This is a genomic window from Xanthomonas sp. LMG 12461, from assembly GCF_009192935.1.
Classification (GTDB): Bacteria; Pseudomonadota; Gammaproteobacteria; order Xanthomonadales; family Xanthomonadaceae; genus Xanthomonas_A; species Xanthomonas_A sontii.
The window spans coordinates 39,716-65,005 of sequence record NZ_NQYT01000070.1; the positions used below are offsets into that span (position 1 = coordinate 39,716).

A 25,290-nucleotide genomic window follows, 5' to 3' on the forward strand; every position below is an offset into this window, starting at 1 on the left:
TCCCAAGCGGCTTGCGGCGAGCCTGCCGGGTGCACTGTGGGAGGGACGTCAGTCCCGACGCATTGCATTATCGGGAAAGCGCACTGCAGCGTCGTGAGAGTTGCCTCCCACGCCACGTCCACGCCGCACCGGATCAGTCCGCTAGAACGCCTGCCGCTGGCGTGCTTCGCCAACACTGCCATTCCCGGTCCGCACCTGCGCCAGCGTCGCCAGCTCCTCGGCCAGGCGCTGCGCGGCGGTGCGCAGTTCCGGCACCGCGGTGATCTCCCACAGCACGCCACGCAGCAGCGGCCCGATGCAGTACAGCCCGGCGACCGGATGGCCGCTGCCGTCGCGCACCCGCAGGCGCTCGTCCACCTGCAGCCCCAGGCCCAGCGGATCGGCCTGCAGCAGGCCGGCGTCGCGCATCGTGGCGACCAGCGGATGGCTGGTGCGGGCGACGTCGGTGTCCAGCCCGGTGGCGCGGATCAGCACGTCGAAGTCCTCGGTGCGCGCGTTGCTGCTGGCGCGATCGCGGATCACCGCTTCCACCGCGGTTTCGCCCAGCCGCGCGCGCAGCAGGCGCCCGGCGCGGATGCGCAGCTGGCCCTGCGCCTGCAGTTGCGCCAGCGCGGCCGCCGCGGCCGGCGCCAGCCGATGCCGCGCCGCTTCCCAATACGGCCGCAGGTGGCGCAGGAAGCGGGCGCGCGCCGCCGGCGCCAAGCCTTGCCAGAACGGCTGCAGGTGCGGACGCAGCGCATCCACCACGCAGCGCCAGTCCTCCACCACCGTGGTCAGTTGGCGCAGGCTGCGCACCAGACCGCGCAGGTCGTGGCTGCGCAGCGCCTGCACGACGCTGGGCGGCAGGCTCACCGGCGCGCCCGGCACCGCCAGGTGCGCCTGCGGCGCCAGGCCGCGCCGCGACAGCGCGGTGATCGGGCCGCGGTGTCCGCGCCGACGCAGGGTCAAGGCCACATCGGCCATGGTCAGGCCGGTGCCGACCAGCAACAGCCGCGCCTGCGGCGGCACCTCGTCCAGCACGCCGTCCTGCCACGGCCAACCGATGTAGCGGCGATGCACCGCCAGGCGCGGGCCGATGCCCGGCAGCGCCGCCGGCGGCAGCGCGCCGATCGCCAGCACCACCACGTCGGCGACCACGGCCTCGCCATTGGCCAGGAACAGGCGGAAGCCGTCGGGATCGCGCTCCACCGCCACCGCCTCCTCGCTCACCCGCGCCACCTCGACCGGCGACGCCGCCAGCGCATCGTCCAGGTGCTGCTGCAGGTAGCGGCCGTACAGCAGCCGCGGCAGGAACTGCAGGCGTTGCGCGGCATCCAGCTGCAGGGCGTCGGCGAAGCCGCCCGGCTCCTGCGGATCCACGCCCAGGTCCTTGGCGCGCACGTTCAACACGTGTTCCGGCCGCGCCGCACCGTAGGCGATGCCGCGGCCGTAGGTGTCGGCCACGCCGACCAGGGTGATGTGGCGGGCGGCGCCCTGCCTGGCCAGCGTTGCGGCCAGCGCGTTGCCGCAGAATCCTGCGCCGATGATCGCAATTCGCATGGCTCGCACCTTGGCCGGTCGGGCGTTCTTTGTGCCCGGGATGTCCGCCGGAGGTGTAAACCCTCGGTTAATGCGTGCGCAGATCGCCATGGCAATGCGGCATCAGCACATGGGCGATGTCCATGAGCCAGGCTGCACGGCGATCGGCAAGGCCGAGCCGAAGGCCGCTGACGCCGCGGCAGACACAGAAGCGCTGGGCCGGCACGTACCGACGCCGCCACCCTCGCGGCTCGCGGCTGCGGCCTCCTCGCGCGGCGTCGCCACGGGGCCGATCAAGCTCCGCGCGTTCTCGCCGGCAACGACGCCGTCCGCCGCCTCGTGTCGGACACTGCGCGGGCCGCATCGGCAAGGTGCCGCGCCGGACCCGGCGTGTGCCACGCAACAGGTGAGCCGTCGGCAAGGAGCGCCGTGGTGCGCCGATCCGGGCGCTAACGCGCCGGCGGACGCTGCACCAGGCCGGGCGCGTCGGCGACGAAGGTGTCGAGCACGCCGTCGGCGACCTTGACCGGGCCGCCGAAACGGGTCGCGCCGGGAATGGAGGGAATCGCCGCGGCCTGCGCGGCGAGTTGCCCGGCGGTGGCGAAGGCTTGCTGGGCCGCCGGATCGCCGGCCAGCGCCTGGTTCAGCCCGTCCACGCTCAGGCGCAGCGCGCGGCCCCACAGCGCGGTCGCGTCCAGCCACGGCGCCGCCTCGGCCACGAACGCGCCGGTGGTGGCGCCGGCACGGATGCGCTGCGGTGCCGCGGCCAGGTCGTCGGCCGCCCGGCCGAGCGCGGCCAGCGCCGCACTGCGGGCGGCCGGATCGCCATCGGCCAGCGCGTCGCGGGCGGCGTCGATCAGCCCCTTGAGCCGCGGCGCCTGCGGCTGCCAGGGCAGATGGCCGAAGGTCGGCGCCAGGTGCTGGGTGTCGAAGAAGGTCAGCAGCGCGTCGGCCACCTGCACATCGCCGCCGGCCAGGTCGCGCGCGGCCGCGCGCCAGGTGCGCGGCGCGTCGTAGCCGCGGTCGTTCCAGGCGAAGGCCAGCAGCCCGGCCACTGCCGGCCGGCTGGCCACTTCCTGGTTCATCGGGTTGGACACGATGCCGCTCAGCTCCGCCGACAGCCCGGCCTGGCGGCGGTCGTACGGCGCCAGCAGCAGGCGCCCGGCGGTCTCGGCGAAGTCGTTGACTGGATAGTTGTCCCACAGCAGGGTCTTGCGCCCGAACGCCTTGGTCGCGTTCTTCGCATCGCTGACCGAGATCGACGCGGGGACCACGTCGGTGCCGGTCCACTGCACCACCACGCGCGGATCCAGCGCCTTGCGTAGCGTCGCCTTGTACGGCGACTCGGTGACGTTGAAGTACTCGGTCGGCACCATGATCAGCGCGCCGTGGCCGGCCGCGGCGATGTCCGCCTGCACCGCGTTGAGCAGCCGCGCCTGCGCGGTGGCCGCGGCCTGCTCGCCGGCCGCGCCGAATGCGGTGGCGTCGCCGGGGCAGTTCCACTTGGTGTATTCGATGTCGTCGAAGGCGATGTAGAAGCTGCGCACCCCGCGCGCGCGCAGCGCGGCGAACTTGCGCCGGATCGCCTGCAGGTCGGCCGCATCGCTGTAGCAGATCGACGGCCCCGGCGAGAGCGCGTAGACGAAGTTGATGTGCTCGCGATTGGCCACCGCGGCCAGCTTGCCCAGCGCCGCCAGCGTGGCCGCCGGGTACGGCGCGCGCCAGCGATCGCGCGCGAAGGCGTCGTCCTTCGGACTGTAGATGTAGGTGTTGGCCTTGAACCGCGCCAGGAACGCCAGGTGCGCGGCGCGCTCGGCCATGCTCCAGGGTTTGCCGTAGAAACCCTCGATCGTGCCGCGCACCGGCATCGCCGGCGCGTCGGTCACCGCCACCGAGGCGATGCGTCCGTGCGCGACCAGTTGCCGGAAGGTCTGCGCCGCGTGGTACAGGCCGGCGTCGTCGCGGCCGGCCAGCACGATCAACGTGCCACCGCCGCTGGCCACGCTGCCCAGCGCATAGCCTTCCGCGCGTTCCGGCACGTCCAGGTCGACGGCGGCCAGCGCATCGCGCACCGGCGCCGCGTCGACGGTGCCGAGCACCACCGACACCGCCTGCGGGTCGTGCGGCAGCGTGCCGGCGCGGCGGATGCGGGAAACCCCGGCCTCGCGCAACACCGCGCGCACCAGCGCGTCGGTGGCCGGGTCGGTCTTGCCGGCCTGCACCAGCACCACCGACGGCCCCAGCGGCAGCTCCGGCCCGAGCAGGCGCAGCGCGGTCGGCGTCGGGTACACCGCCGGCAGGGTGGCCGGCGCCGCCGCCAGCGCGGGCGCGGTCGCCCCGGCCAGCAGCGCGAACGCCAGGATGTGGCGGCCAAGGCCACAACGGCCAATACGCTCGGTTCGCATGCGCCTACCCTCGACTGGTATTTCAGTGATTTTGAAATGGTATATACCACTTCCGCCGACGCGTCGACGCGCGGTGGCGATGGCGCTGCAATGTGGCCGTCCCATGCTGCGGCGACACTTGCATGGCCCGCACAAGATGCGACATAACCGCAGGCAGTGGCGCGGCCCGTTGCCCGCCCGCCATGCCTGCGCTGACGCGACGCAGACCGGCGAAAAATCAAACATTTGTTTAAAACACCCGCAACTTCGCCGAACTGGACAGCAATGCCGGCTTCGCGCAGACTGCCGCCCTTTCCGCTGCTTTGTTCCCCATGGCGCGACTGCTGCTGCTGCATGGCCCCAACCTCAACCTGCTCGGCACCCGCGAGCCGGGCGTGTACGGCCATGCCACCCTGGCGCAGATCGATGCCGCGCTGCTGGCCCAGGCCAGCGCCGCCGGCCACGCGCTGGAGAGCCTGCAGTCCAACGCCGAGCACGTGCTGGTGGACCGGGTGCAGGCCGCGCGCGGCGACGGCACCGCCTTCATCCTGATCAACCCGGCGGCCTTCACCCATACCTCGGTGGCGCTGCGCGACGCGCTGGCGGCGGTGGCGATCCCGTTCATCGAGATCCACCTGTCCAACCCGCACAGCCGCGAGCCGTTCCGCCACCACAGCTATTTCAGCGACCACGCGGTCGGCGTGGTCTGCGGCTTCGGCGCCGACAGCTACCGCTACGCGATGGACGCGGCGCTGACCCGCCTGGGAGCGGCCGCATGAGCCGCGCCCACGCCCAACCGGCACCGCACACCCCCGTCTGAGTCCCCGGGCCGCGCGCCCGGTCTTTTTCAAAGTCACCTCACGAGGCCGTTATGGATCTCCGCAAAATCAAGAAACTGATCGACCTGCTGGAAGAATCGAATCTCGCCGAGATCGAGATCAAGGAAGGCGAGGAAAGCGTGCGCCTGGCGCGCACCCCCAAGGGCATGACCGCCAGCGCGCCGCAGTACGTGGCCGCCGCCCCCGCGGCCGCACCGGCCGCCGCCGCGCCGATGCCGATGAGCTCGCCCACCGAGGCCTCCACCGGCGGCAGCGCCAAGCCCGGCAACGCCCTGCCCGAGGGCCACGTGCTGCGCGCGCCGATGGTCGGCACCTTCTACACCTCGCCGGCCCCGGACAAGCCGGCCTTCGTCAGCGTCGGCCAGGCGGTCAAGGCCGGCGAGACCCTGGCGATCATCGAGGCGATGAAGATGTTCAACCCGATCGAAGCCGACGTCTCCGGCACCATCGTCGCGATCCTGGGCGAAAGCGGCCAGCCGGTGGAGTTCGATCAGCCGTTGTTTGTGATTGGCTGAGACGCCGGGAATCGGGAGTGGAGAATGGGGAATCGTCAAAGCGACCGCACGAGCGGCTCGACGTCTGGCGTGACTCCATGGATCTGGTGGAAATGATCTACCGCCTCTCCGAGACGTTTCCGGCGACGGAACGTTTCGGGCTGACGGCGCAGCTGCGCCGCGCAGCGGTCAGCATTCCCGCCAACATCGCCGAAGGCGCGGCACGCCGCTCCACTCCCGAATACCTGCGTTTTCTGTCGATCGCACGTGGCTCGCTGTCCGAGGCCAGCACGCACCTGCAGATCGCGCGCCGGCTCGACTACACCTCCGACATCGCGGCACTCGACGGATTGATCGATACGATCTTCGCCAAACTGACCGCATTGATGAATGTTCTGAGCAAGCGCGGAGATTGACGATGCACGCCGTCCTCCATTCCCGATTCTCCATTCCCAATTCCCGGCCTTCCCATGCTCGATAAAGTCGTCATCGCCAATCGCGGCGAAATCGCGCTGCGCATCCTGCGCGCGTGCCATACGCTCGGCATCCGCACGGTCGCGGTGCATTCCACCGTGGACCGCAACCTCAAGCACGTGGCCATGGCCGACGAGTCGGTGTGCATCGGCCCGGCGCCCTCCTCGGAGAGCTACCTCAACATCCCGGCGCTGATCGCCGCGGCCGAGGTCACCGATGCCCAGGCCATCCACCCCGGCTACGGCTTCCTGTCGGAGAACGCCGACTTCGCCGAGCGCGTGGAGCAGTCCGGCTTCATCTTCATCGGGCCCAAGGCCGACACCATCCGCCTGATGGGCGACAAGGTCGAGGCGATCCGCGCGATGAAGGCCGCCGGCGTGCCGTGCGTGCCCGGCTCCGGCGGCCCGCTGGGCGAGGACATCGTCGCCAACACCAAGATCGCCCGCGAGATCGGCTACCCGGTGATCATCAAGGCCGCCGGCGGCGGCGGCGGCCGCGGCATGCGCGTGGTGCATTCGGAGGCCGCGCTGAAGGCCGCGATCGAGACCACCAAGTCCGAGGCCAAGGCCGCCTTCAGCAACGACCAGGTGTACATGGAGAAGTTCCTGGAGAACCCGCGCCATGTGGAGATCCAGGTGCTGGCCGATGGCCAGGGCGGCGCCATCCACCTGGGCGAGCGCGACTGCTCGATGCAGCGCCGCCACCAGAAGGTGGTGGAGGAAGCGCCGGCGCCGGGCATCACCGAGGAACTGCGCAACGAGATCGGCAAGGTCTGCGTGGACGCCTGCATCCGCATCGGCTACCGCGGCGCCGGCACCTTCGAGTTCCTGTTCGAGAACGGGCGCTTCTACTTCATCGAAATGAACACGCGCATCCAGGTGGAGCATCCGGTCACCGAGCGCATCACCGGCATCGACCTGGTCTGCGAGCAGCTGCGCATCGCCGCCGGGCACAAGCTCAGCATCAAGCAGAAGGACATCGTCCTGCGCGGCCATGCGATCGAGTGCCGCATCAACGCCGAGGACCCGGAAACCTTCATGCCCAACCCGGGCCTGATCACCGGCTTCCACCCGCCCGGCGGCCCCGGCGTGCGCGTGGACACGCACATCTACAGCGGCTACAAGGTGCCGCCGAACTACGACTCGATGATCGGCAAGCTGATCGTGCACGGCCCCGACCGCGAGACCGCGATCGCGCGCATGCGCGTGGCGCTGAGCGAGATGGTGGTGGACGGCATCAAGACCAACATCCCGCTGCAGCAGCGGATCATGCGCGACAAGGGCTTCCAGGCCGGCGGCCAGAACATCCACTACCTGGAAAAGCGTCTGGCCGAGCGCAAGAACAAGTCGATTGCGTTGGTTTGACAGCCGGGAATGGGGAAACGGGAATCGGGAATCGGCAGTGCCGGCTCCCGATGATTTTCGACGGTGAAGGCCGCGACCTCGCTAGCGCGCTCGCCTAAGCACCACGGGATCGGGGCGGAACGAATAGGCCCCGGGAGCGAATGGCCTCGACGTAGCGCGTCGGCGCCCGTCGCCGACATCGTTGCGACAACCACCGCGCAGTGCAATGAGGGGCCGGGAACCCGCTCTTGCGATTCCCCATTCCCGGTTCCCCACTCCCGGCTACTTCCCCTGCTGGGTTCCCGCCACCGGCTCCACGCCCAGGCTCGAGGTCGGGCTGACGATCATCACCGTCTCGGTGGAGCCGTCCGGCCAGACGATCTGGAAGGTGCTGCCCGGGGCCAGGGTGGAGAAGGGCATGCCGCTGTTGGCGCGGTAGATCGCCGCCACCTGCGCGGCGCCGGCGCGGCGCACGTCCGGCGCGGCGTGCGCGGTGGTCAGTTCGACCTTGGACAGGCCGCGGTAGCGCTGCTCGGCGGTGTCGATCAGCAACAGGCCCGCCGCCGCCGCCGAATAGGCGACGAAGGCCAGGACCCAGAACCAGAATTTGGCGCCGTGCAGCCATCGCCGGTAATTCATGAGCCTGCTCCCTTGCTGTCCACCAGTCGATTGACCATGTCGTTCATCGTGTCCGTGCCTTGCCGCGGCACCGCGGCGTCGTAAACAAAACTGCTGAAGTCCTGCGTGGGGTCGCGCGAGCAGATCCCGCCGTTGGCGCAATAGCGGGTCATCAACTCGCTGTCCGGGCCGCAATCCAATCCCAGCCTGCAGGCGGCCAACTGCCAGGCCAATTCGGAAAACTGGGTGCCGGCCACGCGCCCGTCCAGGCTGTCGTCGCCGCTGGCGGCCAAGCCCATCGCCGGCGACAACGCCACGTAGGCATCGGGATCGCCGGAGGCGCGCACCCGCGCGACCAGATCGCGCTTGTACTCGGCGCCGGCATGCAACGGCTGGCCCAGCGCCAGCAGCGCCGCTTCGGCGGCCAGGTTGCCGCCGCGCGCGGCCTGCACGCGCTGGGCGACGATGGCCTGGCGGGTCAGGCCGTCGCCGGGCGCGAAGCCGGCGCAGCGGCGGCCGACGCGGGCGCGCGCCTGCACCATCTGCGCCGAGGTCGGCAGGCGCGCATCGGCGATGGCGCGGGTATCGGCCCCGTAGCCGACCGGGTCCATCGCATAGCCGGCGCAGTAGTCGTAGATGCGGCTGAGCCGCCAGGACGCCTCGGGGTCGCCGTGCGCGGCGGCGATCGACAGTTGCTGCGCGGCGCGGTAGAGGTCGGCACTGTGTTCGCCCTCCTTCTCCTCACGCAGGCGCGCAGGCGCCGACGCCTGGCGCGACGCCGTGGCCGGCGCGGCGGATGCGGGGTAGGCAGCGGCCGCCACCGCGGTCGCCGGCACGGACGCCGCCGGTGCAGCCGGCAGCGACAGCACGCGATAGGCGACCACGCCCAGCAACAGCGCGGCGGGCGCCAGCAACAGCCAGGTTGGACGGGACACGACGGGCATGCGCGAAAGAGCCGGACCACGGGCAGAAGCGCAGCCGGACCCCCTGTCGCCCGGCCGCTGCGAGCCGGCAGTCTACCCCAGGCCACGGCCGCGGCATGCGCCAAATGCATGCCGCGATCCCGGCGCATGGACGTGCGGACCGGCGGCACGGACGAACGGCACGGCGTCACGGGCGGCGCGGTGCAGATCGCAGTGCCGGTGCTGGCCCGGCAGCGTCCGAACGCATTGCTGGGCCTGTTCGGCCCGGTGCGGCCAGCGCGACGCCGCGTACCGCCGTCGCGTGTCGCATTCCGAACGGCGCCGGCTGGAGGTGGTTCGCAACCGGCCGAAATGCGTGCCGTACCCCGCTCCGCCGCAAGACAGCCTCCAGCGCGACGCCCGCCGCCCGTCTAAGATGCGCGCTTCCCATGATTGCCCCATCGACCGATGCCGTTCCTCGAACTGACCCTGCGCTGCACCGACGCCACCCAGCCCCGCTACGAGACCGCGCTGGAGGATGTCGGCGCGCTGGCGGTGACCCTGCTCGATGCCGACGCCGACACCAGCAACGAACGCGCGATCCTGGAACCGGGCGTGGGCGAGACCCCGCTGTGGGGCACGCTGGTGCTCACCGCGCTGTTCCCCGAGGAGCAGGACGCGCTGGTGCTGCTGGCCGCGCTGGAGGCGTTCGACCCCGGGCTGGACTGGACCCAGGCCACCTTCCGCAAGGTCGACGACCAGGACTGGGAACGGGCCTGGCTGGACCAGTTCCAGCCGATGCGCTTCGGCGCGCGCACCTTCATCGTGCCGTGGAACCATGAACTGCCCGAAGACGCCAGCGGCGCCGATGCCGCCGTGGTGCGCCTGGACCCGGGCCTGGCGTTCGGCTCCGGCACCCACCCGACCACCGCGCTGTGCCTGCGCTGGCTGGATGCGCTGGCCACCGACGGCGTCCTGGCGCAGGCGCGCGTGCTCGATTTCGGCTGCGGCTCGGGCATCCTGGCGCTGGCCGCGCTGAAGCTGGGCGCCGCCGCCGCGGTGGGCGTGGACAACGACCCGCAGGCGCTGCTGGCCAGCCACGACAACGCCGAGCGCAATGCGGTGGGCGAGCGCCTGGCCGTGTACCTGCCGGCCGACGAACCGGCGGCCACCTATCCGGTGGTGGTGGCCAACATCCTCGCCTCGGCGCTGGATGCGCTGGCGCCGACCCTGGCCGCGCGCGTGGCGCCGGGCGGGCGCATCGCCCTGTCCGGCATCCTGCATGGCCAGGAACAGGAGCTGCTGCAGCGCTACGCCCCGTGGTTCGCCCAACTGCGCACCGAACAGGACGGCGACTGGATGCGCATCGACGGCGTGCGCCGGGATTGAACCGGGGCACGGCCATGCCGCGGCGTGGCCCACCTCAAGGCCAGCCGGCCCATTGCGCCAAGGACAGTATCGCTAACATTTCACTAATGGACAGCGCTGCGAACCAAGCGCATTGGCCGGCGCGGCTATATCTCGCCTCCCCTGCGGAGGTGCGTGTGAACAGCAAGCTGTACGAACGGGTGCGCGAAGCGCGCAAGCTCACCGGCCTCACCCAGGAGGCCCTGGCGCTGGACCTGGGCGTGACCCGCAGCGCCGTGGCGCAGTGGGAAATGGCCGAAGGCACCGCGCCGGCGCTGGAGCACCTGATCGCCCTGGCCCGCCGCAGCGGGCTGCATTTCGAGTACCTGGCCACCGGCCGTGGCGAGCGCGTGTTCGGCGAACCGATGGCGGCGGACGCCGCGGCCATCGGCGAGCTGCCCAACCACTACCAGTTCACCGACCAGCAACTGCGCCTGCTGGAGCGCTTCGACAGCCTGAGTCCGCGTCAGCGCGCCGGCTTGCTGGACCTGCTCGACACCCGCAAGTCGCGCTGAGCACGCCGCGGGACCCTCGCTCCGTAGAGCGTCCAGCGCTGACAAAGGCCGCGATCCGCCGGCAGCGCAATGCAGATCCCGCCGGCGCGTGCTTGAATACGGCTCTCGCCGTCGTCGCCCGCGCGCATGCCCGATCGCACTCCGCCCCGTCCCAGCCTCGCCACCTTGCTGCGTCAGCCCGATCCGTCCGCCACACAGGGCGAGACTCCGGTCGCGCCGGCGGCGGGCGGTGATGCGTCGGCACCCGCGACGCCGCTGACCGACACTGCAGCGCCGCCCGTGGCGTCGAGCGTCTCGCCAGCGTCTGCGAACGTGAAGCCGGCCGAGGACGAGGCCGACGCACGCGACGACACACGTGACGCGGGCGACCTGAAAGCGCTGCCGCCCGCGTCGGCGACGGACCCCGCATTGGCACCGGCCACGGTCGCGTCCCCCGCGACCGCCCCTACCTCGCCAGTGTCCGCCGCCGCCGCGCCCAGCTTCCTGCATGGCCCGCGCGAACGCCGCCCGGTGCTGCGTGCCGCGCCCTGGCAGTGGATCGCACTGGCCGGGCTGGGCCTGCTGCTGGCGCTGCAGATCCTGATCGCCGATCGCCAGCGCCTGGGCGCCGACCCGCGCTGGCGGCCGTGGGTGGCCGGGGTCTGCCAGGTCCTGCGCTGCAGCGTGCCGGCCTGGCGCGAGCCGGCCGCCTTCACCATGCTCAGCCGCGAGGTGCGGCCGCTGCCCGGCCATGCCGGCACCCTGCAGGTGCAGGCGACCTTCCGCAACGACGCGCGCTGGGCGCAGGCCTGGCCGCTGCTGCAACTGTCGCTAGCCGACGCCGACGGCCGCACCATCGGCAGCCGCGTGCTGCGCCCGCAGGAGTACCTGGGGCGCGCACGGCCGGACAGCGCCACGCTGGCGCCGGGACAGAGCGCACAGATCGCGTTCCAGGTGCGCGAACCGGCCGCCGAGACGGCGGCATTCAGTTTCGATTTCCACTGAGAACGCTGCGTTCGGGCACTACGCCATGGCAGCGGCGCAGGCCACGCGCTAGACTCGTCCCCCCGCGCCGGCCCTCCTGCCGTCCGGCGCCGCTGTCATCCGGGGATCCGTCGAACTTGAACGCCGCCACCACTCGTCCTGACTCCAGTCGCGGCGCGCCGAAGCCGCCGCTGCGCGAACACGTGGCGCAATCGGTCCGCCGCTACCTGCGCGACCTCGACGGCTGCGACGCCGACGACGTATACGAGATCGTGCTGCGCGAGATGGAGATCCCGTTGTTCGTGGAAGTGCTCAACCATTGCGAAGGCAACCAGAGCCGCGCCGCCGCGCTGCTGGGCATCCACCGTGCCACCTTGCGTAAGAAGCTCAAGGAATACGGGTTGGCCTGAGGGAGGCCGGGATTGGGGATTCGGGATTGGGGATGACCAGCCTGCGGCTGGTGAAAAGTCGGGAATCGGGAATCCAGCGTGCTGTCCTGCATGACTTGACTGTCAAGCGATCCGACACACATCGCGACCCAGCGTGTAGTGCCTGCACATCGCCCTCATAGGTGCGGCTTCAGCCGCGACGCCTGAAACCCACCCAGGCGAGAGCAAACGTGCTACCGCGGCGAAGAAACCACAGAACGCCGAACGCGGCGCCTCGCCATTGTGGGAGGGGCTTCAGCCCCGACGCGACATCGTCCGAAGATGCGGGTGCGGAAGCCATGCTGTGCTCCTGCGCGATCAGCCGTTACGCGCTCTCGGTAAAGCATCGCGGCTGAAGCCGCTCCCACGTAGGCGCAACACTCGCACCGCGCGACACTCCAACCAATCCCACAATCCCCACTCCCCGCGCCTCACACCCATCCATAGCGGATCAGGTGGAAGAACACCGGCGCCGCAAAACACACCGAGTCCAATCGGTCGAGCACGCCACCGTGGCCTTCGATCATGTGGCCCCAGTCCTTGATGCCGCGGTCGCGCTTGATCGCCGACATCACCAGGCCGCCGAAGAAGCCCATCAGGTTGGCGACCAGCGCCAGCGCGAACGCCTGCAGCGGCGAGAACGGGGTGATCCACCACAGCGCCGCGCCGAGCAGGCTGGCCGAGAGGATGCCGCCGACGAAACCTTCCACGGTCTTGGACGGCGACAGCCTGGGCGCGATCAGGTGCCGGCCCAGCAGCTTGCCCCACACGTACTGCAGCACGTCGGAGGACTGCACCACGATCACCAGGAACGCGAACAGCAGCAGGTTGCGGTCCTCGTAGCCGGGAATGCGCAGGTTGAGCAGCGCCGGCACGTGCGAGATGCAGAACACGCTGATCATCAGCCCCCACTGCACCTTGGCGGTGCGCTCCAGGTAGCGCGTGGTGTCGCCGCCGATGGTGGACAGGATCGGCAGCACCAGGAACGCGTAGACCGGGATCAGCAGCGTGTACAGGCCGTACCAGTCGCTCCACACCAGCCAGTACTGCCATGGCAGCACCACGTAGAACGCGGCCAGCAGCGCGTAGTAGTCGCCGCGCCGGGTGGGAGTGAGGGTGATGAACTCGCGCAGCGCGAACAGCGACACCAGCGCGAACAGCACGATCACGCCGAGCCGGCCGAAGGCGAACGCCAGCGCCACCACCGTCGCCATCACCCACCAGGCGCGGATCCGCGCCACCAGGTTGTCCAGCACCGCACTGGGCCGTTCGCGCGCGCGCCAGCGCAGGGTCTCGGCGATCAGCGTGGCCACCACCAGCACCGTGGCGATGCCCAGGAACAGCCATACCGTCTGTTGCCGCAGCGAGGATTGCTGCAGGTGTTCGCTCAGCGCGATCGGATTCATCGGGCGGCCTCCGCCTGCTCCGGCGCCAACGCCAACAAGGCCGCGCGCGCGCGATCGAGAAAGGCCTGCTTGTCCTCGCCGGCGCCCAGCCGCAGCGGTTCGCCGAAGGTGGTGGTGCACAGCAACGGCAACGGCAGCCACTTGCCCTTGGGCATCACACGCTTGAGGTTGTCGATCCACACCGGCACGAACTCCAGTTCCGGACGCTGCCGCGCCAGGTGATAGAGACCGCTCTTGAACGGCAGCAGCCCTTCCTCGGTATTGCGCGTGCCTTCCGGAAACAGGATCAGCGAGCCGCCGCCGTCGACCGCCTCGCACAGGCAGGCGATCGGATCGCGCTGGCGCTGCTGCGGATCGCGCTCGATCAGCACGCCGTTGAACACCGCGTGGATCAGGTAGCGGCGCAACGCGTCGCGCTGCCAGTAGTCGGCCGCCGCCACCGGCCGCACCTCGCGTCGCAGCGCTGCCGGCAACGACGACCAGATCAGCACGAAATCGCCGTGGCTGGCGTGGTTGCCGTAGTACACGCGGCGCTCGCTGGACGGCATGCAGCCGCGCCACAGCGCACGTGCGCCGGTGAGCAGACGGATCGCGGCACTGCAGCCGCGGGCGATCAGACGGGCGATCATTTCCACTCCAGTTCGCGCACGATGGCGCGCACGCGAATCACGATGGTCAGGGCGGCGGCGGCGATCAGCAGCGCCAGCGCCACGGCAAGCAGCATGTAGGCCAGTGTGGCGTGTTGCAGCAGCAATGCAGCGGCCGCCGCCAACGCGGCCAGCGACAGCCAATGCATGCGCTGCACGCGCGCCATCGGCCCCTGCAACGGTTCGCGCACCGCGCAGGCCAGGCCGAGCATGCGCACGTAGGCGGTGCCCACGCACACCAGCGCAGCGGCCCAGCCCAGTTCCGCGCCGATGCCCAGCACCGGTTGCAGGCCATAGCCCACGCCCAGGCACACCGCCACGTCCGACAACCGGTCCGGCGCCTCGTTGTAGACCGCCCCGGCACGGCCGATCATCTGCGCCTGCTGCGCCAGCAACCCGTCCAGGCGGTTGCACAGCAGCCGCGCCTGCAGCGCCAGCGCCGCCAGCACCAGCAGCGCGGCGGCATTGGCCGGCGGCTCGCGCCAGGCCAGGGCGAACATCAGCGCCGCCAGCACCGCGCACGCCAGTCCGGTCCAGGACACGCCATTCGGCGTGGCCCCACGCGCGCGCAACGCCAGCGCCAGCCGCGCGCGCCACTGCGCCCGCCGCGCCTGCCAGGTCGAAGCGGCCATCAGTCGCCGCCTCCACAGCCGCCGCAGCCACCACCGCCGCAACTGCTGCCGCCGTCGCTGCTGCCACCTCCCCCACCGCAGTTGCTGGTCGAACAGCTGCCGCCGCGGCCGTTGGCTGCGGGCGCACGCAAGGCGTGATAGTCGGCCCAGGGCGTGGTCATCAGCACGCTGGTACCGGCCAGGGCCAGCGGCAGCGCCAGGTGCGAACCGGGCGCCAGCGATGGCGCGGCCACGCCATCGCGCCAGGCCGCATCGCGCTCGGCCAGCAGCGCGTCGCCGGCGACGCTGCGCCGTGGCGGCGTGAGCAGGAAGCCGAGCGCAACGACCGCGACCACCACCATCGCCGCCACCAGAAAGCCGATCGGGCGCTGCAACTGCAGGCCGATCCGCACCTTCATCACGCCCAGGGTCCACAGCGCCAGCAACGGCGCGGCGCCGAACAGGCGGGCGCACAGCGCCTGCCCGTGGCCCAGCCACAGCCCCTTGGCGACCAGTGACCGGCGCAGCGGCGCGGCGTCGCGCCGCAACGCGGCCAGCGCCTGCTGCAACTGCGGGTGCGCGCGCACGATCGCCAGCGCGCGCTGCAGCGTCGGCGGTACCGCGACCGTGGTGGACTGCAGCCGCGCCTGGCGGCGCACGTGCGGCTCCGCCTGCAGGCGCACCGCGCCGGCCGCCAGCAGCAGGGCCAGCTGCTGGTCGGCGACGCGTTCGCTGCCGCCGGCCAGATAGGCCAGTTCGGTGGCATCGAGCGGCGTGTCGAGCGCGGCGCGGCGCAGTCCGCGCACCACCAGGCGCAGGCGCGCGCCCAGGCTCCAGGCCAGGCCGATGCAGGCCAAGAACAGCAGCAGGAACGGCGGTCCCGGCCAGTGCAGCGGCGACAGCGGGCCGTGGCGCTGCCAGAGCACCGCGAACAGCAGGGCAACGCCCAGCATCCAGCCCCACAGGGCGATGCCGCCGCGCGTGGACGCGGTGCGGCGCGTGCGTGCCTGGCGCGGTGCCGGCGCGGGCGGCCGCGTGCCGGCCGGGGCCGGCCAGCACGCCGTTGGCGGTTCGCCGAAGTAGTGCCGGTAATGCGCCAGGGTGGCCGCGTACTGGGCCTGGAAGCGCGCGGCGTCGGCCGGTTCGCCGCGCCCGGGTTGATGGTGCAGGGTGATCTGCAGCACCTGCGGACAGAACCGTTGCCAGTACTCGCGGGTGTCGGTGAGGTGGGTGTGCCAGACCTGGTCGACCAGGGCGCTGGGCGTCACCTCTTCGCCGGCCACGCAGGCCAGGAAACAGAAGCGCCGGTATTCCTCGACCGCCCGCGCGGCCAGCGCCTGCGACACATTGGCCTCCTTGGCGACGCGGCGCACGAATGCCGACAACGCCGCTTCGCCCTCGCCGAAGCGATAGGCCTGCAGGCGCTGCCACAGCGCGTGCCGCGCCGCATCCACGTCGGAGCGCAAGGTCGCTGCGGGTTCGTCGGTCATGGCGTCTGCGTCCTCATGCAAACTGCGCCGTGCATAGCGCCAGCAGCAATGCCAGCAGCTGCGCCGCGAGCGCGATCAACTGCCGCCGCAACAGGCGGCGCATGCCCTGCCAGCGCGCCAGCCAATCGCGCGGCGGCGGCAGCGTGCGCAGCAGGCCCAATCTGTGCAGGACCGCATCCAGGTCGACACCGGCGCGCGCTGGTTCCGCTTCGGCGAGCACCGCCTCGAGCAGATCCACATCCAACCCGACCCGTGCCGCCCAGTAGCGCTGCAGCAGGCCGGCCAGCGCCGAGGCTGCGCACAACGCCGCGGCGAGCAGGGCGCCGGTGCCGGCATACCAGGCGACCAGCAACAGGGCCGTGGCCAGCAACACCAGTGACAACCGATCCAGCGGCGCACCCTGGCGCAGCACCGCCGCCATCGTGCGCAGTTCCAGCGGCGTGCTCATGCCGGCAGTTCCTGCGCCTGCAGCGGCGCCGGCGGCGCGGTGCAGGCGGCGGCGATGGCGGCACGCTGCGCCGGTCCCAGCACGATCCGTGGCGCGCGCGCCCGCAACAGCGCCAGCGCGTCGTCCAGCGTGGCGGCACGGCCGCTGCGCAGCAGCCAGGTGGCGACCGCGGCCGCACTGCGCGAATAGCCCAGCGCGCAACAGGCCAGCACCGCGCCGTGCGTGCGCGCCGCCGCGATCGCGTCGGCGGCCGCGCGCAAGGCCGCGGCCGGCGGCGCCACCAAGTCCAGCATCGGCACCACGCGGTCGTGCGCCTGCGCCTCGCGCAACGACAGTTCGGCACTGACATCGACCACCGTGGCGAAGCGCGTGCGCTCGCCGCGGCCGGGCAGGCGCCCGAGCCAGACGCCGTCGGCGACCTCGCGCGGCGCCGGATCGCGCCAGGTCCAGGCACGCGAGTTGAGCCAGGCGGCGGCCAGGTACGGCGCGTAGAGCCAGCGCGCGGCCAGGCTCAAGCGGCCGTCGACGCGCTTCTGCAGGCCCAGCGGGCCGAGCAGCGCATAACTGAGCGCGACCAGCAGCAGCGACAGCGCCGGCCACAGCAGCCACCAGCCGGCGCCACCGAGCGCGCCTGCGGCGGCCACGCAGGCCGCGCTGCCGAGCAGGTACAGCCCGGCCAGGCGCCAGCGCCGCGGATCGCGCGCCGGTGCCGCGGCGCGCCACGGCGCGGCGATGCGCTCCGGCCACAGCCACACGCACAGCCAGCCGGCGGCCAGGCCGGTGGGCACGTCGAGGAAATGATGCTGGTAGGTGGTCAGCACCGACAGGCCGATCAGCGCGAACCAGCCGTGCAGGGCCAGCCGCGCCAGCCCGTGCAGGTGCTGCGCATAGCGCACCCAAAGCACCACCAGCAGCACGATGTGCAGCGACGGCGCCTGGTTGAACGGCTTGTCGAAGCCGAGCAGCACCGCGAACAGCCAGCCGAACACGCCCTCGGTCGGCGGCCGCTCGAAACTGAAGCGCAACGGCCACAGCAGGAAGCAGCCCACCGCCAGCAGTTGCGCGGTGAGCAGACGCCGCGCATGCGTGTCCAGTTCGACACGCGTGCGGCACACGAAGAACGAGATCACGTAGAACAGGTCGATCGACCAGTACGGGACGATGGTCCACGGCCAGAACGGGATCTGGGTTTCCCAGGCGAACGGCAGCGACGGTACGGCGGCGCGACGCGCGGCCAGCGTGTTGGCCAGGCCGTAGCTGAGGAAGAAGAACGGCCCCAGCAGCGCCAGCCAGGCCAGCGCACGCCGCCACGGCCGCGCGGCCGCCATGCTCATGGCGCGATCCGCTGCGCCAGCGACACGGTGAAGATGCCCCATTCGTCGATGCGCTGCTCCAGCTTGCGGAAGCCGGCCGTGCGCACCAGTTCGTCCATCTCCTGCTGGGTGCGCCGGCGCATCACCCAGGCCGTGCCGCCGCGGTGGCTGGTCAGCGCGCGGGCGATGAACTCCAGCTGCGGATGCCAGGGTTGGCCGGTGTAGGCCAGGTAGCCGCCCGGTTCCACCGCCGCGGCCACGCCCTGCAGCGAGCGCAGCACCTGGTCGTTGTCCGGGAACAGTTCGTACAGGCCCGACACCACCGCCAGCGTCGGCCGCGGCTGCAGCGCGGCCAGCGCGTCGCGGTCGAAGGCATCGCCCTGCTCGAAGCGGGCGATGTCGGTGGCGCCGAGCGTGGCGATCAGCGCGCGACCCTGCGCCACGTTCAAGGGGCTGAAATCGCGCAACAGGATCGCGTCGGCGCGCTGGCTGTCGCCGGCCAGCGCTTCGAGCACGTAGCGGCCGTGGCCGGCGGCGATGTCCAGCGCGCGCACCGGCAGGCCGGCGGCGCGCAGCCGCTGCATCGCCAGGCCCAGCAGCTCATGCAGGTGCTGGCGGCGCACGCGGATGCCGCGCCAGCCGATCGCATCCAGGTAGTTGCGGTCGATCATCCGCCCCAGCGGGCCGCGCCCGGCCGCCTGGTCGCGGTAGATGTAGTCCAGCGTGCTGCCGGAATCGAAGCCGGTCTGCAGACCCAGGGCGATGCCTTCGGAGAGCCGCCCGCCCACGCGCAGGCCGGCGCGCACGCCGCGCCAGCGCAGGTCCTGCAGGCTGTAACGCTGCGGCGGCCAGGCCAGGCGCTCGGCCTCCTCGAAGGTCGGCCCGCGGCGGTGCGCGTGGCGCAGGCTGGGCAATGCCGGTTCCTCGGCGAAGCGCTCGCGCACGAAGCGACGGATCTGCGCCAGCGCCGGCGCGCGATCGCGCTCGCCCAGGGTGTCGTGGAAGAAACCGGGCAGCAGGTGGCGCTCCTTCACCGGCGAGGACAGGCGCTCGTAGAAGCGGTCCTGCGGGCCGCGGTGCACCACGAAATCGCTGCCGGACACCAGCAGCTGCACCGGCACGGTGATCGCCTGCGCATCGCCGACCACGCGGTCGGCCGCCGCGTACAGGCCCAGCAACACCCGCACCGAGATCGGCCGGGTGATCAGCGGATCGTTGCGATAGCTTTCGACCCGCGCCGGGTCGTGGGTCAGCCACTGCGGCTTGACGTAGCTGTTGACGAAGAAGTTGCCGCGCAGCGCCTGCATCAGGGCCAGCCCGGGCCGCGCGAACGGCACGTACAGCTTGACCTTGAACGCCGGCGAGGCCAGCACCAGCGCGCGCAGCGGTGGCGCGTAGTCGTGCACCCAGGTGCTGGCGACCACCGCGCCCACGCTCTGCGCCACCACCACGATGTCCTGCACGGCGATGCCGTGGACCTCGCCGATGTGCGCGACGAAGCGGTCCAGGTCGCGCACCAGCGCCGGGAAACCGGGCGCGTCGCCGCGCGCGCCGGGCGAGCGGCCGTTGCCGCGCGCATCCCAGGCGAACAGCGCGCACTCGTCCAGGCCCAGTTCCTCGGCCAGGTGCATGACCCGCCCGGAATGCTCGTGGCCGCGGTGCAGCAGCACCACCGCCCGCGGCGGCGCCGCCGGCGTCATGGCCGGCCAATGCCGGTAGAACAACCGTGTGCCGTCGAAACTGGCGAATTCGCTTTCGTTGACCTGCCGCATCCGTTGCCGATTCCTTGTCTGTCTTGAATCCCTGTTCGCCGCGGCCACGCCGGCCGCCCCGCTCACGCGCGTGCCGCCGCCTCGCGCAATCCCGCCGCGACCCGGCGCAGCACGGTCGCCGCGCACAACAGCGCCACCGCCATGGCGACGGCCGTGACCGTCGCCGCGCCGATCCAGGCGCCGGCCAGCAGCAGCCCCAGCACGCCGATGACGAAGGCACGGTCGCTCTTGCCCATCGGCCCATCGTAGCGGCGGCTGGCGCCGACCATCAGCCCGAGCACGCCGGCATATTCGGTCAACGCCGCGGTCAGCGCCATCAGCCACAGCCAGCCGGCACCGACGCCGGGCACGCCGAGCAGGCTCAGGTACAGCGCCGCATCGGCGACCACGTCGCATAGTTCGTTGAGGTAGGCGCCCAGCCGCGACTGCTGGCCGAACTCGCGCGCCAGCATGCCGTCCACCGCGTTCAAGGCCATCCGCAGCAGCATCCACAGCGGCAGCAGCGCGTACCACAGCGGTTGCGCCGCGCCTTGCGTGTAGACCACCGCGGCGACCAGCAGCGACAGCAGCGCCGCGGCCGCCGTCACCTGGTTGGCGGTGACGCCGAGCCGGTACAGCACGCGCACGCCGGGCCGCAGCAGGTCCTGGAAACGTCCTTTGAGGGCATAGATCGACACGCGCGTGGTCCTGACGGCGAGGGCGGGGCGGCGACAGCCTAATGCATCGCAGCGGCTGCGCGCGCGGCCGAAGCCACGGCGCAGGTGTTCTGCACGGTCCGCACGCACCGCGCGCGCGGCTCCACGGCGAGGCGCGCACACCGTGTGCCGGCGCCGCCGCGCACGCGATCCGCAGGCCCGTGGGCTCGGCCGGCCGGGCGTCGGCGGGCCTCAGCGCCTACAATGGCGGCCCGTTCCGCTGCCCCCGCCCTGCCCCATGTCCTCCGATTTCCTGCCCGTGCGCCGGGCACTGCTGTCCGTTTCCGACAAGACCGGCCTGATCGACCTGGCCCGCGCGCTGGCCGCGCGCAACGTCGAGCTGCTGTCCACCGGCGGCACCGCCAAGGCCCTGCGCGAGGCCGGGCTGGCGGTGAAGGACGTGTCCGAACTGACCGGCTTCCCGGAAATGATGGACGGCCGGGTCAAGACCCTGCACCCGCTGGTGCACGGCGGCCTGCTCGGCCGCGCCGGCACCGACGATGCGGTGATGGCCGAGCACGGCATCGCCGCGATCGACCTGCTGGTGCTCAACCTGTATCCGTTCGAGGCGGTCACCGCCAAGGCCGACTGCACGCTCGCCGACGCGGTGGAGAACATCGACATCGGCGGCCCGGCGATGCTGCGCTCGGCGGCCAAGAACTTCGCCCGCGTGGCGGTGGCCACCGATCCGGCGCAGTACGCCGAACTGCTGGCCGAGCTGGAGGCCAACGACGGCCGGCTGTCGGCGGCCAAGCGCTTCGCCCTGGCCGTGGCCGCGTTCAACCGCGTCGCCCAGTACGACGCGGCGATCAGCAACTACCTGTCCGCGGTCACCGCCAGCGACGCCGCCGTGCCGACGCGCAGCGCGTTCCCGGCGCAGATGAACTCCAGCTTCGTCAAGGTGATGGAACTGCGCTACGGCGAGAACCCGCACCAGCAGGCCGCGTTCTACCGCGACCTCTTCCCCACGCCCGGCACCCTGGCCACCTTCACCCAGTTGCAGGGCAAGGAGCTGTCCTACAACAACATCGCCGACAGCGATGCGGCCTGGGAATGCGTGCGCCAGTTCGACGCGCCGGCCTGCGTCATCGTCAAGCACGCCAACCCGTGCGGCGTCGCGGTCGGCGCCGGCTGCGGCGACGCCTACGAACTGGCCTACGCCACCGACCCGACCAGCGCCTTCGGCGGCATCATCGCCTTCAACCGGCGCCTGGATGCGGCCACCGCGCAGGCGATCCTGGACCGCCAGTTCGTCGAAGTGCTGATCGCCCCCGACTACGACGACGCCGCGCTGGAATACGCCAAGAAGAAGGCCAACGTGCGCGTGCTGCGCATCCCCGCCGGCGACGGCGCCTACGGCATCGACAGCAAGCGCGTCGGCTCCGGCATCCTGCTGCAGACCAGCGACGCGCACGTGGTGCCGCGCGATGCGCTGAAGGTGGTGACCCGCCTGGCGCCGACCGAGGCGCAATTCGCCGACCTGCTGTTCGCGTGGAAGGTGGCCAAGTACGTCAAGTCCAACGCCATCGTCTACGCCAAGGACCACCGCACCATCGGCGTCGGCGCCGGGCAGATGAGCCGGGTGTACTCGGCGCGCATCGCCGGCATCAAGGCCACCGATGCCGGCCTGGCCGTGGAGGGCTCGGTGATGGCCTCCGATGCGTTCTTCCCGTTCCGCGACGGCATCGACGCCGCCGCCGCGGCCGGCATCAAGGCGGTGATCCAGCCCGGCGGTTCGATGCGCGACGCCGAGGTCATCGCCGCGGCCGACGAGCACGGCATCGCCATGGTGTTCACCGGCGTGCGGCATTTCCGCCACTGAGGTCTGCAGCGATGCGCCTGTCCGCTGTCGTGCCCCGTCCACTCGCCGTGCTGGCCGTGGCCGGCGCCCTCGTGCTGGGCGGTTGCACGCCGGCCGCGACACCCGCGCCCAGCGCCGCACCTGCGGCCGCGCCCGCCAGCGCCGCCGCGCCCGCGCACGTCAGCCGCACCGCGCGCCTGCAGACGTTCCTGCAGCAACGCTACGGCAGCGCCGCGACGCTGGCCGGGCATTGGCCGGGGCAATGGACCCAGGGGGGCGAGAGTCATGCGGTGGACTGGCAGGTGTGCGCCGAACAGCCGGTGGTCACCGGCGACGGCTGGCAGCAGTTGCTGGCGGTGTGCGGCGCGCTGCGCGATGCCGGCCATCCCGAACCGGGCACCATCGACTTCTACGTGTTGCGCCCCGAGGGCCAGGGCTTCGCCGTCGCCGCCGAGCGCACCGGCGGCACCTACGGCAGCCAGGGCCAGCCCGGCGAGGTCGGCATCGTCCGCGCCGGCAGCGATTTCTACGGGTTCCGCGTCGAGGACGGCTGGTTCGGCCAGGGCTACGCGCTGCAATCGCAGACCCTGATCCTACCCGGCCCCAAGGGCCTGGTCGACGCCGGCAGCGTGCGCAGCCACATCGACAACAGCGCCGCCGCCGACTGCGATGCCGCCGATGCGGCCGCGGACTGCAAGGCCGGCCAGTTCGCCATCGACTTCGCCCTGCGCTTCGACGACCGCGACCACGCCGCCCGCGTCTGGCCGCTGCTGATCGAGGAAACCGGCACGGAGTGCGGCCAGCGCCCGGTGCAGCGCAGCCACCGCTTCGCCCTGGACGCGAAGACCTGGACCTACCATTTCCCCGAGGCGCTGCAGCGCGAAGGCTGCACGTGAGGCGCGCGCGCCCGGCGCAGCCGTTCCCCTTTCCCCTGCAATCTGGAATTCCGCGATGAAACTGCTCGTCATCGGCTCCGGCGGCCGCGAACACGCCCTGGCCTGGAAGCTGGCCCAGTCCCCCCGTGTCGACGAAGTGCTGGTCGCGCCCGGCAATGCCGGTACCGCTGGCGAGGCCAAGTGCCGCAACGTGCCGGTCAAGGTCAACGACCTCGACGGACTGCTCGCGCTGGCCCAGGACGAAGGCGTGGCACTGACCGTGGTCGGCCCGGAAGTGCCGCTGGTGCTGGGCGTGGTCGACCACTTCCGCGCCGCCGGGCTGCGCATCTTCGGCCCCAGCGCCGCCGCCGCGCAGCTGGAAGGCAGCAAGGCCTACGCCAAGGACTTCCTGCAGCGCCACGGCATTCCCACCGCGTTCTACGCCGTGCACACCGAGGTCGAGCCGGCGCTGGCCTACGTCCGCGACAAGGGCGCGCCGATCGTGATCAAGGCCGACGGCCTGGCCGCCGGCAAGGGCGTGATCGTGGCGATGTCGCTGGACGAGGCCGAGGCCGCGGTGCGCGACATGCTGTCCGGCAACGCCTTCGGCGACGCCGGCGCGCGCGTGGTGATCGAGGAATTCCTCGACGGCGAGGAAGCCAGCTTCATCTCCATGGTCGACGGCCACACCGCGCTGCCGATGGCCACCAGCCAGGACCACAAGCGCGTCGGCGACGGCGACACCGGCCCCAACACCGGCGGCATGGGCGCGTACTCGCCGGCGCCGGTGGTGACGCCCGAGGTGCACGCGCGGGTGATGCGCGAGGTGGTCGAGCCGACCGTGCGCGGCATGCGCGACGACGGCGTGCCGTTCACCGGTTTCCTGTACGCCGGACTGATGATCGACGCCAGCGGCGCGCCCAAGGTGATCGAGTTCAACGTGCGCTTCGGCGACCCGGAAACGCAACCGGTGATGCTGCGCCTGCAGTCGGACCTGCTCGACCTGCTCGAGGCCGCGCTCGACGAACGCCTGCACGCCACCGAGGCGCAGTGGGATCCGCGCCCGTCGCTGGGCGTGGTGCTGGCGGCGGCGCCGTATCCGGAAACCCCGGTCACCGGCGAAGCGATCACCGGCCTGGACGCGGTCCCGGGCAACGCCAAGGTGTTCCATGCCGGCACCACGCTGGATGCGCAGGGCCGGGTGCTCAGCGCCGGCGGCCGCGTGCTGTGCGTGGCGGCGCTGGGCGACAGCGTGGCCGAGGCGCAGCGCCGTGCCTACGCCGGCGTGGCGCAGATTCACTGGGCCAGCGAATTCCACCGCCACGACATCGGCTGGCGTGCGATCGCGCGCGAGCAGGGGGCGTAGCACGTCGCCACGTGCAGGAGCGGCTTCAGCCGCGACGAGCAAAGCCCGATGCCGGCTGACACCATCCGGCGTCGGGACTGAAGTCCCTCCCACAAGGACACCCGATCCACTCCCTGTGGGAGCGGCTTCAGCCGCGACGAGTGAAGCTCAAAGCGCGGCTGACATCCTCGCTTGCCGGGACTGGTGTCCCTCCCACAAGGAGCGCACACCGCTCTCGCGTGGAAGCCCGCACGCAGCCACCATCGCCGCTGCGCTAGCCTGGATTCCCCACCGATTCGCACACGCTCCATGGCCCTGTCCCCCGCTCTCCGCACCCGCTTCCGCGCGCTCGCCGCGCAGACCGACGGCATCGATACCGCGGCCTATGCCGCCTGCGGCAAGGATCCGCTCGATCCCATCATCGGCCTGGGCCGCCGCGACGCGCGGGTGTGCATCCTCGGCCGCGACCCGGGCCGCAGCGAGGTGGAGCACGGCGAACCCTTCGTCGGGAGCGGCGGCCAGCTGGTGCGCAAGGCGCTGTACCGACACCTGCACGACGGGGCGGAGATGCCCGACTTCGCCGCCGGGCTCGAGGCCGGCCGCGTCGCCTTCTGGCTCAACACCGTGCCGTACAAGCCAGTGGGCAACAAGGCGTGGTCGATGCCGGTGAAGCGGCGCTTCCATCCGCTGATGCGGCACCTACTGCTCGAGCAATGGCGCGGCCACGCGATCCTCACCCTCGGCCGCGAGGCGTTCCTGTGGTTCGGCATCGACCAGCCGCGCGAGGTGCGCGCGGCGCTGGAAACGTTCTGGGCGCGCGAGGACCGCTTCCAGGCGCAGACCGAGGTGAAGCTGCACAGCGAGGACGGCCGCCGCAGCCGCCGCGTGGTGCTGCATCCGCTGCCGCATCCCTCGCCACTCAACCAGACCTGGTACAAGCGCTTCCCGGCACTGCTGGACGCCCGACTGCGGCACCTGGAGGTCTGAGCGCCCGCGTGCATC

At 71.7% G+C, this 25,290-nt stretch carries 24 protein-coding genes; 12 read left to right on the forward strand and 12 right to left on the reverse strand.

Annotated elements, in window-relative coordinates; genetic code table 11:
• Positions 1 to 141 precede the first annotated feature (141 nt).
• Together CEK68_RS17450 and CEK68_RS17455 are read right to left on the reverse strand one after the other, a co-directional pair.
• A complete protein-coding gene (locus tag CEK68_RS17450) occupies positions 142 to 1,539 on the reverse strand; it encodes an FAD/NAD(P)-binding protein (protein ID WP_152240148.1) in 1,398 nt (465 codons plus the stop codon).
• 428 nt (positions 1,540 to 1,967) lie between these two features.
• Complete coding sequence (locus CEK68_RS17455; protein ID WP_152240149.1) at positions 1,968 to 3,923, reverse strand: beta-N-acetylglucosaminidase domain-containing protein; 1,956 nt, start codon at positions 3,921 to 3,923, stop codon at positions 1,968 to 1,970.
• A gap of 311 nt (positions 3,924 to 4,234) precedes the next feature.
• Between CEK68_RS17455 and aroQ the strand changes: the two genes are divergently transcribed.
• From aroQ to accC, 4 genes are all read left to right on the forward strand, one after another.
• Complete coding sequence (gene aroQ / locus CEK68_RS17460) at positions 4,235 to 4,681, forward strand: type II 3-dehydroquinate dehydratase (protein ID WP_019801847.1); 447 nt, start codon at positions 4,235 to 4,237, stop codon at positions 4,679 to 4,681.
• Positions 4,682 to 4,773: 92 nt separating this feature from the next.
• On the forward strand, positions 4,774 to 5,256 hold the full coding sequence (accB, locus tag CEK68_RS17465) for an acetyl-CoA carboxylase biotin carboxyl carrier protein (RefSeq protein WP_148827977.1): 483 nt from the start codon (positions 4,774 to 4,776) through the stop codon (positions 5,254 to 5,256).
• 17 nt (positions 5,257 to 5,273) lie between these two features.
• Positions 5,274 to 5,651 (forward strand): four helix bundle protein, encoded by a 378-nt coding sequence (locus tag CEK68_RS17470; protein ID WP_026143397.1) that lies wholly within the window; start codon positions 5,274 to 5,276, stop codon positions 5,649 to 5,651.
• Between the two features lie 54 nt (positions 5,652 to 5,705).
• Positions 5,706 to 7,073: an acetyl-CoA carboxylase biotin carboxylase subunit gene (gene accC / locus CEK68_RS17475; protein ID WP_017911501.1), complete on the forward strand. Its 1,368-nt coding sequence runs from the start codon at positions 5,706 to 5,708 to the stop codon at positions 7,071 to 7,073.
• Positions 7,074 to 7,334: 261 nt separating this feature from the next.
• Here accC and CEK68_RS17480 read toward each other — a convergent pair whose 3' ends face one another.
• Positions 7,335 to 7,691: a hypothetical protein gene (locus tag CEK68_RS17480; protein ID WP_017911500.1), complete on the reverse strand. Its 357-nt coding sequence runs from the start codon at positions 7,689 to 7,691 to the stop codon at positions 7,335 to 7,337.
• Positions 7,688 to 8,614: a hypothetical protein gene (locus CEK68_RS17485; RefSeq protein WP_152240150.1), complete on the reverse strand. Its 927-nt coding sequence runs from the start codon at positions 8,612 to 8,614 to the stop codon at positions 7,688 to 7,690. The genes CEK68_RS17480 and CEK68_RS17485 overlap by 4 nt, the downstream gene beginning before the upstream one ends.
• Positions 8,615 to 9,040: 426 nt before the next feature.
• On the opposite strand from CEK68_RS17485, the gene prmA reads away from it, so the two are divergent.
• From prmA to fis, 4 genes are all read left to right on the forward strand, one after another.
• Positions 9,041 to 9,961, forward strand: coding sequence for a 50S ribosomal protein L11 methyltransferase (gene prmA / locus CEK68_RS17490; RefSeq protein ID WP_017908171.1), 921 nt, complete (start codon positions 9,041 to 9,043; stop codon positions 9,959 to 9,961).
• 86 nt (positions 9,962 to 10,047) lie between these two features.
• A complete protein-coding gene (locus tag CEK68_RS17495) occupies positions 10,048 to 10,494 on the forward strand; it encodes a helix-turn-helix domain-containing protein (RefSeq protein WP_152240151.1) in 447 nt (148 codons plus the stop codon).
• Between the two features lie 456 nt (positions 10,495 to 10,950).
• Positions 10,951 to 11,478 (forward strand): DUF3426 domain-containing protein, encoded by a 528-nt coding sequence (locus CEK68_RS21305; RefSeq protein ID WP_017916453.1) that lies wholly within the window; start codon positions 10,951 to 10,953, stop codon positions 11,476 to 11,478.
• Between the two features lie 116 nt (positions 11,479 to 11,594).
• Complete coding sequence (gene fis / locus CEK68_RS17505) at positions 11,595 to 11,867, forward strand: DNA-binding transcriptional regulator Fis (protein ID WP_010343856.1); 273 nt, start codon at positions 11,595 to 11,597, stop codon at positions 11,865 to 11,867.
• Between the two features lie 449 nt (positions 11,868 to 12,316).
• On the opposite strand, the gene CEK68_RS17510 is transcribed toward fis, so the two are convergent.
• The 8 genes from CEK68_RS17510 to CEK68_RS17545 form a co-directional block, all read right to left on the reverse strand.
• Positions 12,317 to 13,291: a phosphatidate cytidylyltransferase gene (locus CEK68_RS17510; protein WP_017916454.1), complete on the reverse strand. Its 975-nt coding sequence runs from the start codon at positions 13,289 to 13,291 to the stop codon at positions 12,317 to 12,319.
• Positions 13,288 to 13,920, reverse strand: a complete 633-nt coding sequence (locus CEK68_RS17515; RefSeq protein WP_017909397.1) for a lysophospholipid acyltransferase family protein — start codon at positions 13,918 to 13,920, stop codon at positions 13,288 to 13,290. The genes CEK68_RS17510 and CEK68_RS17515 overlap by 4 nt, the downstream gene beginning before the upstream one ends.
• Positions 13,917 to 14,570 carry a CDP-alcohol phosphatidyltransferase family protein gene (locus CEK68_RS17520; RefSeq protein WP_152240152.1) on the reverse strand — a complete coding sequence of 218 codons (654 nt, stop codon included), beginning with the start codon at positions 14,568 to 14,570 and terminating at the stop codon, positions 13,917 to 13,919. Before CEK68_RS17520 ends, CEK68_RS17515 begins: the two co-directional genes overlap by 4 nt.
• On the reverse strand, positions 14,570 to 16,039 hold the full coding sequence (locus CEK68_RS17525; RefSeq protein WP_152240153.1) for a TIGR04222 domain-containing membrane protein: 1,470 nt from the start codon (positions 16,037 to 16,039) through the stop codon (positions 14,570 to 14,572). The genes CEK68_RS17520 and CEK68_RS17525 overlap by 1 nt, the downstream gene beginning before the upstream one ends.
• Before the next feature lie 13 nt (positions 16,040 to 16,052).
• Complete coding sequence (locus tag CEK68_RS17530; RefSeq protein ID WP_152240154.1) at positions 16,053 to 16,487, reverse strand: hypothetical protein; 435 nt, start codon at positions 16,485 to 16,487, stop codon at positions 16,053 to 16,055.
• Positions 16,484 to 17,821, reverse strand: coding sequence for a phosphatase PAP2/dual specificity phosphatase family protein (locus tag CEK68_RS17535; RefSeq protein WP_152240155.1), 1,338 nt, complete (start codon positions 17,819 to 17,821; stop codon positions 16,484 to 16,486). Before CEK68_RS17535 ends, CEK68_RS17530 begins: the two co-directional genes overlap by 4 nt.
• A complete protein-coding gene (locus CEK68_RS17540) occupies positions 17,818 to 19,572 on the reverse strand; it encodes a bifunctional alpha/beta hydrolase/class I SAM-dependent methyltransferase (RefSeq protein WP_152240156.1) in 1,755 nt (584 codons plus the stop codon). The genes CEK68_RS17535 and CEK68_RS17540 overlap by 4 nt, the downstream gene beginning before the upstream one ends.
• 62 nt (positions 19,573 to 19,634) lie before the next feature.
• On the reverse strand, positions 19,635 to 20,249 hold the full coding sequence (locus CEK68_RS17545) for a CDP-alcohol phosphatidyltransferase family protein (RefSeq protein WP_017911013.1): 615 nt from the start codon (positions 20,247 to 20,249) through the stop codon (positions 19,635 to 19,637).
• 256 nt (positions 20,250 to 20,505) lie between these two features.
• Between CEK68_RS17545 and purH the strand changes: the two genes are divergently transcribed.
• The 4 genes from purH (at position 20,506) to CEK68_RS17565 (ending at position 25,275) form a co-directional block, all read left to right on the forward strand.
• The gene (gene purH, locus CEK68_RS17550; protein ID WP_152240157.1) at positions 20,506 to 22,089 is read left to right on the forward strand and encodes a bifunctional phosphoribosylaminoimidazolecarboxamide formyltransferase/IMP cyclohydrolase; all 1,584 of its coding nucleotides are present in this window, start codon (positions 20,506 to 20,508) and stop codon (positions 22,087 to 22,089) included.
• 11 nt (positions 22,090 to 22,100) lie between these two features.
• Positions 22,101 to 22,964 (forward strand): hypothetical protein, encoded by an 864-nt coding sequence (locus CEK68_RS17555; RefSeq protein ID WP_170268211.1) that lies wholly within the window; start codon positions 22,101 to 22,103, stop codon positions 22,962 to 22,964.
• A gap of 55 nt (positions 22,965 to 23,019) precedes the next feature.
• Entirely contained in the window at positions 23,020 to 24,309 is a 1,290-nt protein-coding gene (gene purD / locus CEK68_RS17560; RefSeq protein WP_152240158.1) for a phosphoribosylamine--glycine ligase, read from the forward strand.
• A 288-nt stretch (positions 24,310 to 24,597) separates the two neighbouring features.
• Positions 24,598 to 25,275, forward strand: a complete 678-nt coding sequence (locus tag CEK68_RS17565; RefSeq protein WP_152240159.1) for a uracil-DNA glycosylase family protein — start codon at positions 24,598 to 24,600, stop codon at positions 25,273 to 25,275.
• Positions 25,276 to 25,290 lie beyond the last annotated feature (15 nt).